This window comes from Streptomyces sp. NPDC026417, from assembly GCF_055567695.1.
In genome coordinates this window covers 91,790-104,133 of the sequence record NZ_JBVHPY010000023.1, presented here as the reverse complement: position 1 = coordinate 104,133, position 12,344 = coordinate 91,790, and the positions used below count along the sequence as shown (strand labels likewise).

The 12,344-nt window shown below is 74.3% G+C and carries 10 protein-coding genes; 7 read left to right on the top strand and 3 right to left on the bottom strand.

From position 1 onward, the window contains the following. Positions 1-5: 5 nt before the first annotated feature. Positions 6-890, top strand: a complete 885-nt coding sequence (gene sucD / locus ACZ4NT_RS30850) for a succinate--CoA ligase subunit alpha (protein WP_121405577.1) — start codon at positions 6-8, stop codon at positions 888-890. Positions 891-1,006: 116 nt separating this feature from the next. Here the strand turns inward: sucD and ACZ4NT_RS30845 are convergent, their stop codons facing one another. Continuing rightward, complete coding sequence (locus ACZ4NT_RS30845) at positions 1,007-2,335, bottom strand: helix-turn-helix domain-containing protein (RefSeq protein ID WP_121405578.1); 1,329 nt, start codon at positions 2,333-2,335, stop codon at positions 1,007-1,009. Positions 2,336-2,431: 96 nt separating this feature from the next. On the opposite strand from ACZ4NT_RS30845, the gene ACZ4NT_RS30840 reads away from it, so the two are divergent. Continuing rightward, complete coding sequence (locus ACZ4NT_RS30840; RefSeq protein WP_467728451.1) at positions 2,432-4,552, top strand: cell division protein PerM; 2,121 nt, start codon at positions 2,432-2,434, stop codon at positions 4,550-4,552. A 141-nt stretch (positions 4,553-4,693) separates the two neighbouring features. Here the strand turns inward: ACZ4NT_RS30840 and ACZ4NT_RS30835 are convergent, their stop codons facing one another. Next, positions 4,694-5,551 (bottom strand): hypothetical protein, encoded by an 858-nt coding sequence (locus tag ACZ4NT_RS30835; RefSeq protein WP_121405580.1) that lies wholly within the window; start codon positions 5,549-5,551, stop codon positions 4,694-4,696. A 614-nt stretch (positions 5,552-6,165) separates the two neighbouring features. Between ACZ4NT_RS30835 and purN the strand changes: the two genes are divergently transcribed. Together purN and purH are read left to right on the top strand one after the other, a co-directional pair. Then, the gene (gene purN, locus ACZ4NT_RS30830; RefSeq protein ID WP_121405581.1) at positions 6,166-6,786 is read left to right on the top strand and encodes a phosphoribosylglycinamide formyltransferase; all 621 of its coding nucleotides are present in this window, start codon (positions 6,166-6,168) and stop codon (positions 6,784-6,786) included. After that, a complete protein-coding gene (gene purH / locus ACZ4NT_RS30825) occupies positions 6,783-8,345 on the top strand; it encodes a bifunctional phosphoribosylaminoimidazolecarboxamide formyltransferase/IMP cyclohydrolase (protein WP_467728450.1) in 1,563 nt (520 codons plus the stop codon). Before purN ends, purH begins: the two co-directional genes overlap by 4 nt. 183 nt (positions 8,346-8,528) lie before the next feature. Here the strand turns inward: purH and ACZ4NT_RS30820 are convergent, their stop codons facing one another. Continuing rightward, the gene (locus ACZ4NT_RS30820; protein WP_121405583.1) at positions 8,529-9,128 is read right to left on the bottom strand and encodes a hypothetical protein; all 600 of its coding nucleotides are present in this window, start codon (positions 9,126-9,128) and stop codon (positions 8,529-8,531) included. A gap of 270 nt (positions 9,129-9,398) precedes the next feature. Here ACZ4NT_RS30820 and ACZ4NT_RS30815 point away from each other — a divergent pair, with 270 nt between their 5' ends. The 3 genes from ACZ4NT_RS30815 to ACZ4NT_RS30805 all read left to right on the top strand — a co-directional run. Beyond that, a complete protein-coding gene (locus tag ACZ4NT_RS30815) occupies positions 9,399-10,253 on the top strand; it encodes a bifunctional methylenetetrahydrofolate dehydrogenase/methenyltetrahydrofolate cyclohydrolase (protein WP_121405584.1) in 855 nt (284 codons plus the stop codon). A gap of 244 nt (positions 10,254-10,497) precedes the next feature. Then, entirely contained in the window at positions 10,498-10,965 is a 468-nt protein-coding gene (locus ACZ4NT_RS30810; RefSeq protein WP_467728464.1) for a DUF3017 domain-containing protein, read from the top strand. A gap of 749 nt (positions 10,966-11,714) precedes the next feature. After that, positions 11,715-12,344, top strand: a 630-nt coding sequence (locus ACZ4NT_RS30805) for a helix-turn-helix domain-containing protein (protein ID WP_467728463.1), incomplete at its 3' end; no start/stop codon positions are given.

The following is a 12,344-nucleotide window of genomic DNA, read 5'->3' as shown; positions in this document are numbered from 1 at the left end:
CCACCATGGCTATCTTCCTCAACAAGGACAGCAAGGTCATCGTCCAGGGCATGACCGGTGCCACGGGCATGAAGCACACCAAGCTCATGCTGGCCGACGGCACGAACATCGTCGGCGGCGTGAACCCGCGCAAGGCCGGCACGTCCGTCGACATCGACGGCAACGAGATCCCGGTCTTCGGCACGGTCGCCGAGGCGATGGAGAAGACCGGCGCCAACGTGTCCGTCCTCTTCGTGCCGCCGGCCTTCGCCAAGGCCGCCGTCGTCGAGGCGATCGACGCGGAGATCCCCCTCGCGGTCGTCATCACCGAGGGCATCGCGGTGCACGACTCCGCCGCCTTCTGGGCGTACGCGAAGGCCAAGGGCAACAAGACCCGCATCATCGGCCCGAACTGCCCCGGCCTCATCACGCCGGGCCAGTCCAACGCCGGCATCATCCCGGGCGACATCACGAAGCCGGGCCGCATCGGCCTGGTCTCGAAGTCCGGCACGCTGACGTACCAGATGATGTACGAGCTCCGGGACATCGGCTTCTCGTCCGCCGTCGGCATCGGTGGCGACCCGGTCATCGGCACCACGCACATCGACGCGCTCGCCGCGTTCGAGGCCGACCCCGACACCGACCTGATCGTGATGATCGGTGAGATCGGCGGCGACGCCGAGGAGCGTGCGGCCGACTTCATCAAGGCCAACGTGTCGAAGCCGGTCGTCGGTTACGTCGCGGGCTTCACCGCGCCCGAGGGCAAGACCATGGGCCACGCCGGCGCCATCGTCTCCGGCTCCTCCGGCACGGCCGCCGCGAAGAAGGAGGCCCTCGAGGCCGCCGGCGTCAAGGTCGGCAAGACGCCGACCGAGACGGCGAAGCTGGCGCGCGAGATCCTCGCGGGCTGACTCCCCGGCTGAACGACCGGGTGGGCCCGTACCCCTGCTGGGGGTACGGGCCCACCGGCGTTCGCGGGAGGGGGCGGGTGCGCTCCGCGGGTTCGGTCCGGCGGCGCCGCCCCCGGTCATCTGCCCTGCGGGACCAGCCGTTCGGGACCGTTCTCGGTCTCGGACCTGAGCTTGGACCGCAGGTCGAGTTCGTCCTCGGAGAGGGTGCCGGGGGCCGCCCGCGGCGGTACTCCGCGCACCGTCTCGCCCGGGGACAGCGGGGGCTCGTAGTGGTCCGGGGCGGTGGCCAGCGTCAGCGTCGTGGTGGTGATGAGGAGAGTCGTGACGGCGATCGCCGCGCGGGTCCAGCGGTGGGCGCGGCGCTCGCTGCCGGTGCGCACCGAGGTGGGCCCGGGGGCGCGCAGCCGCTCCGAGGCCGCCAGTGTGGACAGGCGGCGGTGCAGCTCCTCCGGGGCGGAGAGCTCGGGCAGCCGTGCGGCGACGGCCTCGCGCGCGTGCAGCAGCCGGTTGGCCGTCGCGGGCGTGCTGGCCTCCGTCTCGGCGGCCGTGTCGGGCAGGTCGAGTCCGACGCCGTCGTACAGGAGCAGGGTGCGCCGGTAGACGGGCGGGAGTTCCAGGATGACCGAGAGCAGCGCCCGGTCGGCCGCGTCGGCGGGCGGGGGTTCCGGGTGCCGGTGGCGCAGCCGCAGCCGGTGCCAGGGGGAGAGCGCGTACTCGTACGCCGCTGCCCGGACCCAGCCGGCCGGGTCCCGGTCGACGGCCACCTCGGGCCATCGCTGCCAGGCCAGTTGGAAGGCGCGCTCCACGGACTCGCGGGCCAGCTCGCGTCGCCCGGTGAGCAGGTAGGTCTGTCGTACGAGGGCCGGGGCGCAGAACTCGTAGAGCGCGTCGAAGGCCTGACTGGGCGTCAAGGGGCGCTGTGGGGGCGCGGGTTCGGTCTCTGTCGGGACGTGCGGACCGGCCTCCGTCAGGGGCTCCGCCGGATCGGCGGGCTCCGGGGCGTCCGTTGGCGGAGCGCCGCCCCCGCTCGGGGTGCCGTCCGCATCCGGAGCGCCGTCCGTGGCCGGTGCGCCGTCCGCCGCTCCGGTCGGGTCCGCGGACGGGGGTGCGTCCGCGGCGGCGGTGGCGTCCGGCACGAGGACGAGCTGGGACTGCCGAACGGTCGCCCCGTTCCCCTTCCCGTTCTCGGTCCTGCTTCCGGTACCGGTGCGGGCGGGCACGGCCGCGGACTTGTAGGCCTGCCGGAGTTCCTGTTCGGCCAGCAGCTTCGCGTACGTCTCCCGCTTGCGTCCGCGCGGTGTCGTGCGCCCGGCCTCCCAGGAGCGCACGGTCTCACGGCTGACGCCCACCCGGGACGCGACCTGTGCCTGCGTCAGCCCGGCCGCCTCGCGCAGGCGCCGACGCTGCTTGGGGGGCGGCAGCGGGCTGGCAGGGCTCTGCGTCACCGGGTGCCCCTTCGTACGAAAAAGTACATAAACGTATATTGAGCGACACATCCGGGGTTTGCCTGTTACGGGGATAAAGCGCGTGTCGTTGGCAGCATGGCGTGCGTGACCCATCTGACCGACCGCAGCCCCTCGTTGTCGTCTCTGCGCAGCCGGTGGCGCGACCGATCCCCGGGCCTGGGCACGGGATGCCTGGGCGGTGCCGTCGCGGCCGGCCTCGGGCTCGCCTCGCTCGCCGTGCTCGTGATGGTGCTGTGGATCAGCTCGCCGTACCCCGACAGCGGCCCGAGCAGCGCGCTGCACACGGCTGCGGCCCTGTGGCTGCTGGCCCACGGGGTCGAACTCGTCCGCACCGAGACCCTCTCCGGCACGCCCGCTCCCGTCGGGGTCACCCCGCTGCTGCTGATGGCGCTGCCCGCGTGGCTGCTGTACCGGGCCGCCCGGGACGCCGTGGACTCCGTGCCGGTGCCCCGTACGGCGTGGGCCGGTGTCGTCGGGGGCTATCTCGCCGTCGGCGCCCCGGCCGCGCTGTACGCCTCGGGCGGAGAACTGCGCCCCTCCTGGATCTGGACCCTGCTGTGCCTGCCGATGCTGGCGGTGACCGCCGCCGGGGCCGGCGTGTGGGTCGGGTACGGGCGCCCGGGCGGTCCGTTGCCCCCGGCCGTGCGCCGCGGTCTCGACGCGCTTCCCGCGGGGGTACGACGTCGGGTCGTCGCCGCCGTCCTCACCCCCGCGGCCCGGCGCAGGCTGTCGGCGGCGTCGAGGGCCGCCGGAGCGGGGACCGCGGCCCTCGTCGGCGCGGGCTCGCTGCTCGTCGCGCTTTCCCTGCTGTGGCACGGCGGTGCGGCCCGGGACTCCTTCCTCCAGCTCACGGAGGGGTGGTCGGGGCGCTTCGCCGTCCTGCTGCTGTGCCTGACCCTCGTACCGAACGCGGCGGTGTGGGCGGCGGCGTACGGACTCGGGCCCGGTTTCGTGCTGGGCGCCGGACAGGTGGCGGCGCCGCTGTCCCCCGCCACCGGGGGCCCGCCGCTGCCTGCGTTCCCGCTGCTGGCCGCGGTTCCGGAGGCTGCCGGGTCGCCGCTGGGCTGGGTGGCCGTGGTGGTGCCGGTGACCGGCGGGGTGACGATGGCGTGGTGGGTGGCGAGGACGGCCTCGCGGGAGCGGGCCGCGGCCTGGTCCCGGCGGCGCACCCTGGGCACGGCCTGCCTCGCCGCGGGCCTGTGCGGCGTCGCCTTCGCGCTGCTCGCCGCGGCGGCGGGAGGACCGCTCGGCGTCGCCGCCCTGGCCCGGTTCGGGCCGGTGTGGTGGCAGGTTGGGGGCGCTGCCGCCGGATGGACGGCGGTGGTCGGGGCGCCGGTGGCGTGGGCACTGCGGTGGTGGTGGCTGCGGGTGCCGCGGGCGCGGAAGCCGGAACCGGTCGTCCCCGCACCCGAGCCGAGCACGAACACCGGTACCCCCGCCAAGCTCCGGCGCAAGACCAGGACCAAGACCAAACCCGAGGTCGAGTCCGAGGCCGCGGGGAGGCGCAGGTCCGAGCCCGTGGCGGAGCCCGGGGCGGTACGGGACTCGGAGGTCCGGGTCCCGGCGGTACGGGGCGCCGAGGGGCCGGTCCCGGGGGTGTCCGACGCGGCGGATCCCGGTGAGCGGGCGCCGGCGGAGGGGGACGCCGGATCCGACGGCGGCACCGGTGACGCGGCGGTACCGGAAGCGGATACCGGCGATGCGGCGGGGGCGGGCTCGGGCGCTCCGGGCGCGGACGTCGGCGACGGTCGGTCCGAGGAGGCGGAGGGCGTGGGGACTCGGACGTCGGGCGGCGGTGAGCCGACCGGGACGGAGCAGCCGGCACCCGCGTCGGCGGCGGGGGAGCCGGGCGAGGACGCGGCCCGGCCGGGGGAGCCGGACGCGACCGAGGACCCTGGAGGACGCGGTCCGCGGGTGGCCCTGGCCTCGGCCGGTGCCCTCCTCTCGCGGCTGAGGACCTCCCGGCGGGAACGCCGGGACCGCCGTGACCGGGACGGCGGACGGGACCCGGAGCGCGACGCACCGCGCCCGACCCCCGCGACGGCATCCGTGCAAGCGGCCGAGGACCCCGACCTCGCGCCGTACGACCTGCTGCCCTCCGACGCGCCGGGCTGGCACGACGACGCGTCGCGGGCGTCCCGCTGGGCGGCCCTGAAGGAAGCGGCGGCCCCCGCGGACCCGCCTCCTGGCACGTGATCCGATCTGCCGGCGGACCCGCCCCCCCCGGGACGTGACCTGACCGGACGGCGGACCCGCGACCCGACGGCGCGTCCCCGGGATCCGGACGGCGGACCCGTCACCCGGGACCCGACGGCGCGGGCGTCCCCGGGAGTGGGATCAGCCGGTGCCCAGCACGTCCCGCAGCGGTCCGGGCAGCTTGTTCTCGCAGGACTGCTCGGCCGCGGTGGTGAGCGCGTCCTTCGTGCACGTGTAGTAGTCGCTGTAGACCAGCTGGGCGGTGAAGGTGAGGGCGACCATGGCGAGCGCCAGGGAGGCGGTGACCAGGCCGCTCACCGCGGCGCTGGTCTGGGGCCGGGCACCGGGGTCGGGGGCCGGGGCGCCCGGTTCCGGCGTACGGGGCTTGGCGCGCACCGAGCTGACGCCCCAGTACATGGCCAGCGCGCCGAGCAGCAGCGCCACGTAGGGCCAGCTGAAGAGGGCGAAGAAGAAGGCCCACATGCCGGCGAGCAGCGAGTAGCGCGCGCGGCGCTGGGCCGGGTCCGCCGGGTCCCAGCGCATGCCGGTGCCGGGCCCACCGGTGCCGCCCTCCCGGCCCTCGCCGGGGCCGCTCTGCCCGTTGGGTGCGCCGGGGCGGTCGCCGAAGCCGCCGCCACCGGGACCGGGCTGGCGGTCGCTCCACTGGCTGCCCCAGGGCGAGTTCTGCTGGTCGTCGGAGCCTTCTCCGCGGTCCCCGCCGGCCGGCCGCCGCGGCTGCCACGGCTGGTCCGGGGTGCCCTCGGGCGGCGGCGCGAACGGGTTGTGATCGGCGTCGGACCCCGGAGCGGAGCCGGCGCCCGCGGAGTCGCGCCCGTCCGAGGAGTCGCGTCCCGAGGAGTCGCGCCCGTCCGAGGAGTCGCCTCCGCCGGCGGACCCGGACCCGTTCCCGGGTGCGTTCCCGTTCTCCTGCGGCGGCGTAGGCGAAGGGCGCCGCTCGCGCAGCAGCAGCGGAGGGAGTCGGAGACTGCGGTCCGGCATCAGGTGTGCGTCTTCCCCTTGGTGGGTCTGGCGGGCGGCGTGGTCACGAGCTCCTGCGCTCGCGGCACCCGCCCCGGGTGTTCGAGGCCGGGGCTCGCGCTCCGGCCTTCCGGGCCCGGGACACGCGCCCCGGGGTGTTCGTCCGGGGTTTGCACCCGGTGGTCGTGCGGTCCGGGGCTCGCGCCCCGGGTGTTCGTGCGGGGTGTGCACCCCGTGGTCGTGCGGTCCCGGGGCTCGCGCCCCGAGGGTGTTCGTGCGGGGCTCGCGCCCCGAGGTGTGCCGTCCGGGCCCGCGTCCCGGTGCCCGGAACTCGTGCCCCGAGTCGGCGCGGCCAAGGCACGCGTCCCCGAAGCGGCGCCGGGACCCGTGCCCGGGTGTGCCCGCTCGTCCAGGTCAACGTCCCGCGAACGCGGGGCGTTCCCCCCGGGTGAGCGGCGTTCCCCGGCGGATCCTCACCAGACGCTACCTTCCGGCCACGCCCCCGTCCCGTGGGGGCCGCCCGGTGTGCCGGTATCGTTGCTGCCGGTCGGCCGCTTCGTAGACTTCCCCGTATCCCGGGGCGCGACGCATTCGTACGACCGTACAAAAACGCTCCCCCGAGAAAGGGCCCCGTCGTGGCCAAGGCCAAGCGCCTCGTCGTGCTGGTCTCCGGATCAGGCACGAATCTGCAGGCACTGCTCGACGCCGTCGCGGCCGAGGGCGCCGAGGCCTACGGAGCCGAGATCGTGGCCGTCGGCGCGGACCGGGACGGCATCGTCGGCCTGGAGCGCGCACGGCAGGCCGGACTGGCGACCTTCGTCTGCCGGGTCAAGGACCACGGGACCCGCGAGGCGTGGGACGCCGCGCTCGCCGAGGCCACGGCCGCGTACGAGCCCGACCTGGTCGTCTCCGCCGGGTTCATGAAGATCGTGGGCAAGGAATTCCTCGCCCGGTTCGGCGGCCGGTTCGTCAACACCCACCCCGCGCTGCTGCCCAGTTTCCCGGGAGCCCACGGTGTCCGCGACGCACTCGCGTACGGCGCGAAGGTCACCGGATGCACCGTCCACTTCGTCGACGACGGCGTCGACACCGGCCCGATCATCGCCCAGGGCGTGGTCGAGGTGCGGGACGAGGACGAGGAAGCCGCTCTTCACGAGCGCATCAAGGAAGTCGAGCGAAGGCTGCTCGTCGATGTCGTGGGGCGGCTCGCCCGCAACGGCTATCGCATTGAGGGACGAAAGGTAGTTATCCAGTGACCGCCGAGAGCAACAAGCGGCCCCTTCGCCGGGCGCTCGTCAGCGTCTACGACAAGACCGGCCTGGAAGAGCTGGCCCGCGGGCTGCACGAGGCCGGGGTCGAGCTCGTCTCCACCGGCTCCACCGCATCGAGGATCGCCGCGTCCGGAGTCCCGGTCACCAAGGTCGAGGAGCTCACCGGCTTCCCCGAGTGCCTGGACGGCCGCGTCAAGACGCTGCACCCCAAGGTCCACGCGGGCATCCTCGCCGACCTGCGCCTCGAGGACCACCGCCGGCAGCTCGCCGAGCTGGGCGTGGAGCCGTTCGACCTCGTCGTGGTCAACCTCTACCCGTTCCGCGAGACCGTCGCGTCCGGCGCGTCGCCCGACGAGTGCGTCGAGCAGATCGACATCGGCGGCCCGTCCATGGTCCGCGCCGCCGCCAAGAACCACCCGTCGGTCGCCGTCGTCACGAGCCCTGCCCGGTACGGCGACGTCCTGGCCGCCGTCAAGGACGGCGGCTTCGACCTCGCCACCCGCAAGCGGCTCGCCGCCGAGGCGTTCCGTCACACCGCCGCGTACGACGTGGCGGTCGCCTCCTGGTTCGCCGACGGGTACGCGCCCGCCGACGACAGCGGCTTCCCCGAGTTCCTCGGCCACACCTACGAGCGCAAGAACACCCTGCGCTACGGCGAGAACCCGCACCAGGGCGCCGCGCTGTACGTGGACGGCACGGGCGGTCTCGCCGAGGCGGAGCAGCTGCACGGCAAGGAGATGTCGTACAACAACTTCACCGACACGGACGCCGCGCGCCGTGCCGCGTACGACCACGACGAGCCCTGCGTCGCGATCATCAAGCACGCCAACCCGTGCGGTATCGCGGTCGGCGCGGACGTCGCCGAGGCGCACCGCAAGGCGCACGCCTGCGACCCGCTCTCCGCGTTCGGCGGCGTGATCGCCGTCAACCGTCCGGTCTCCAAGGAGATGGCGGAGCAGGTCGCCGAGATCTTCACCGAGGTCATCGTGGCGCCCGGCTACGAGGAGGGCGCGCTGGAGACGCTCACCAAGAAGAAGAACATCCGCGTGCTGCGCGCGGACCGCGCGCCGTCCAACCCGGTCGAGGTCAAGCCGATCGACGGCGGCGCACTGCTCCAGGTCACCGACCGCCTCCAGGCCGACGGCGACGACCCGGCGAACTGGACCCTCGCGACCGGTGAGGCGCTGAGCGCGGACGAGCTCGCCGAGCTGTCCTTCGCGTGGAAGGCGTGCCGCGCGGTGAAGTCGAACGCGATCCTGCTCGCCAAGGACGGCGGCTCGGTCGGTGTCGGCATGGGCCAGGTCAACCGCGTCGACTCCGCGAAGCTGGCGGTGGAGCGGGCGGGCGCCGAGCGCGCGCAGGGCTCCTACGCCGCCTCGGACGCGTTCTTCCCGTTCCCCGACGGCCTGGAGATCCTCACCGCGGCCGGCGTCAAGGCCGTCGTCCAGCCCGGCGGCTCGGTCCGCGACGAGCTGGTGGTCGAGGCCGCGCAGAAGGCGGGCGTCACGATGTACTTCACGGGGACGCGCCACTTCTTCCACTGATTCCATCGAGGGCAATGCGGTCACTGAGGTGCCGCGGCACCGGTCGGCGCCGCGGCGCGGGCCGCACGGCCGCGTCACCCGCGCACGGCACGACGGCGGCCTCCGGCCCCCTGACGAAGGGGGGCGGAGGCCGCCGTCGTGTGCGCGTGCCCCGTACCGCGGGCGGGCCGGTGCCGCCGCCCGTCAGTACCGCGGGCGGTTGAACCAGGCGGCGCCGTCCTCCTTGCCGACGAACACCGCGATGAGGATGGCCATGACGGTGTGCGCCAGACCGATGACGACGAACGGGTAGATGCCGAGGATCGCCGTCAGGATGCCGAAGACCAGGATGGTCACGCGGATGCCGTTGCCGCCGCTGCCGACCTTCACGCCCAGCCAGATGGCGAGGATGCCCCAGGCGAGCACCGCGACGGTGACGCCCCACAGCACGCCGGCCGAGTAGTCGGCGAGCTGCTGGAACTGGACGTCGTCCTTGAGGGTCTCGTCGTTCTTCGCCGCCGAGACCGCCACCGCGGACAGCGCGATGAGGATGGCGCCGAGGACCTGCAGACCGCCGATGACGAAGAGCATCACGCGCGCGGCCTTCACCCCGCCCGGGATCACGGCCGGGCCGCCGGGGTAGCCGCCCGGGTAGCCGCCGCCGTACTGCTGCTGCTGGAGCGGCGGGGCCTGCGGGTAGCCGTAGCCGGGCTGCTGCGGCGCTCCGCCCTGGGGGTAGCCGTAGCCGGGCTGCTGACCGCCCTGCGGGGGGCCGTAGGGGTTGTTCGGGTCGCCGAAGCTCATGGCGGGTTTCCTCCGATGCCTGATGCGGGGACTACGCGCGGCACGGTTCGGAGGAGAGTTCTACAGAGCGGTCCGTCCCCCCGGTACTGCCCGCGGCACTGTGCCGCTCATCGTTCTAAATCTTTCGCTCATTTGTCCAGCGGTCATCCATATGTGTTGTGCAAGTGCAACATCCATGATCTTGGCGGTCATGCGTGGTAGAAGGAGCCCCGGGTCCCTGATCGTGGACCGGATTGGAACCGGGGCCGGGTCATCCGCGAGGATGGGGCCATGACCGCCCAGATTCTCGATGGCAAGGCCACCGCAGCCGCGATCAAGTCCGATCTGACCGCCCGCGTGGCGGCCCTCAAGGAGAAGGGCGTCACGCCCGGCCTGGGGACCGTCCTCGTCGGCGAGGACGCCGGCAGCCAGAAGTACGTCGCGGGCAAGCACCGCGACTGCGCCCAGGTCGGCATCGCCTCCATCCAGCGCGAACTGCCCGCGACCGCCACGCAGGAGGAGATCGAGGCGGTCGTCCGCGAACTGAACGAGGACCCCGCCTGCACCGGCTACATCGTCCAGCTCCCGCTGCCCAAGGGCATCGACGAGAACCGCATCCTGGAGCTGATGGACCCCGACAAGGACGCCGACGGCCTCCACCCGATGAACCTCGGTCGGCTGGTCCTGAACGAGCCGGCGCCGCTGCCCTGCACCCCGAACGGCGTCCTCACCCTGCTGCGCCGGTACGGGGTCGAGATCAAGGGTGCGGAGGTCGTGGTCGTCGGCCGCGGCGTGACCATCGGGCGCCCGATGCCGCTGCTGCTCACCCGCCGCTCGGAGAACGCCACGGTGACCCAGTGCCACACCGGCACCCGTGACCTGTCGGCGCACCTGAAGCGTGCCGACATCATCATCGCCGCGGCCGGTTCCGCACACCTGATCCGGCCCGAGGACGTGAAGCCCGGCGCCGCCGTGCTCGACGTCGGCGTCTCGCGCAGCGCCGAGGGCAAGATCGTGGGCGACGTCCACCCGGGTGTCGCCGAGGTGGCGGGCTGGATCTCCCCGAACCCGGGCGGTGTCGGTCCGATGACCCGCGCGCAGCTGCTCGTCAACGTGGTCGAGGCGGCGGAGCGCAGTGTCGGCTGACGGCGGCCCCAAGGACACCGCGGCCACCGGGAACCCCGCGGCGGGTCCGGCGGACGCGGCCGGCACGGACACCCCGGCGGGTCCGGACATCCCGGCGGGCCCGGACATCCCGGCGGGTACGGACGCCTCCGCGGGTGAGGCCCCCCGGGACGCGGACGGGACCGGTGAGGACACCCCCGCCGGTACGGACGCCCGGGACGCGGACGCGGCCGGCACGGACAGCCGGGACGTCGCGGATGTGAGCATCGACGACGTGGTCGGCACCAGCGCGGAGCCGACCGTGCGGGACGCGGTCAGCGCGCCCGACGCGCAGGGCAGGCCGCGCCGCACCACGCGCCGCTTCCCCCTCTTCACACGGGACACCGCGCGCCCCGAGGGCGGTGGCCGGGCGGCCCCCGGGGACGCCCCGGCGCCCGCCCGGCAGTGGCCGATCCTGGTCGTGCTGACGGGCGTCGGCCTCGGGCTGCTGCTGACCGCGCTGGACGTGTTCCGGGTCGGCACCATCCTGATCGGCGTGGCCCTGCTGGCCGGCGGTGCGCTGCGCTGGACGGTCCCCGACGTGGGCATGCTCGCGGTGCGCTCCCGCTTCACGGACATGGTCACGTACGGCGTGCTGGGTGTGGCCATCGTGCTGCTCGCGATGATGGCGCAGCCCCAGCCGCTGCTGGAGATCCCGTTCCTGGACGACACGCTGCACTTCACCATCCAGTGAACGCACGGTGGCCCGCAGCTCCCCCGGAGGGTGCGGGCCACCGTGCGTCGGCCCCGTGGCGGGGGCGTCCACCACCGTGCCGGCCGGGGTTCCCCGGCCGGCGACGGTCTGCTCTGGTGACCGCGGCCCATCCTCTCCCCCGAGTAAGGACGAGCCGCGGTCCGGGCGATCGCTCCGCCCGGGGTCAACACTCACGCACGGTGAACAGCCTGTTCAACACCTGGCAGCCCCCTGTGGCACGGAAGTGACCATTCCGCTACGGTGTCCGCGCCCCGCAACGGGAACCGGCCTCCCGGCGGCCGCCGGAGGCCCTCCCGGCCGACCGCGCGGGCCCCTACTCGGCGCCGGTCGTGCCCCCGACTCCCCGATGCATCCGGTCACTTCCGCGACCCGAGTGAGCGCCGGCGCGCCCCGGTTGTGCCGAGGTACGGACACATTCGGAATCCGCCGCCAAGACCCTCCCCGCTGTGTCTAGCGTGTCCGACCGGGACGGTCCGGACCTCCCTGCGGCGACAGCGGTCCGGCCGCCGGGGCACGGACGCGGGCAGGGACTCTGGACCGCGGCCCGACAGCGTGCGACGGTGCAGGAGCGGCGCCGAACGCTCCCGTGCGCCCCCTTCCCGGGAACTGAGAGCCTCGCCCGGCGCATCCCTCCGGGTAGCCGGAACGGGGACTCGGCAGCGGACGCCACGTGCGGGGAAGGCGCGGGGGAAGAGTCAGGCACGTACGGGGGGAAAGAGGGGGAAGCAATGCCTCGTTGGAAGGCCTTGCCGGATGAACTCGATCCGCAGGTCAGGGAGTTCGCCGGGCAGCTGCGCAGGCTCGTCGACCGCGGCGGGCTGAGCGTCGCCGCGGTGGCGGACCGCACCGGCTACAGCAAGACGTCCTGGGAGCGTTACCTGAACGGCCGGCTGCTCGCGCCGAAGGGCGCCATCGTCGCGCTGGCCGAGGTGACCGGGACCAGTCCCCTGCACCTCGTCACCATGTGGGAGCTGGCCGAGCGGGCCTGGAGTCGCTCGGAGATGCGCCACGACATGACCATGGAGGCGATCCGCATCTCCCAGGCGCGCGCCGCGCTGGGGGAGTTCGGGCCGCCGCCGGCTGCTCCGGGAGGCAGGCAGACCCGCAGGCGCGGCAGCGCGACGGCGACGCCGGGGATCGCGGGCCCCGCCGGGGTGATGCCCTCGGTGCCGCCCCAGCCGTCGTCCAGGGATGTGGAGGACTCGTCGTACGGGTCCGCGGGAGGCGGGGGCGGGGGGGGGGGGGAGGGGGGGGGGGGGGGGGTGGGAGGGGGGGGGGGGGGGGGGGGGGGGGGGGGGGTGGGGGGGGGGGGGGGAGGGGGTACCGGGAGAGGTGATCGGTGTGTTCGGGATGGTGCC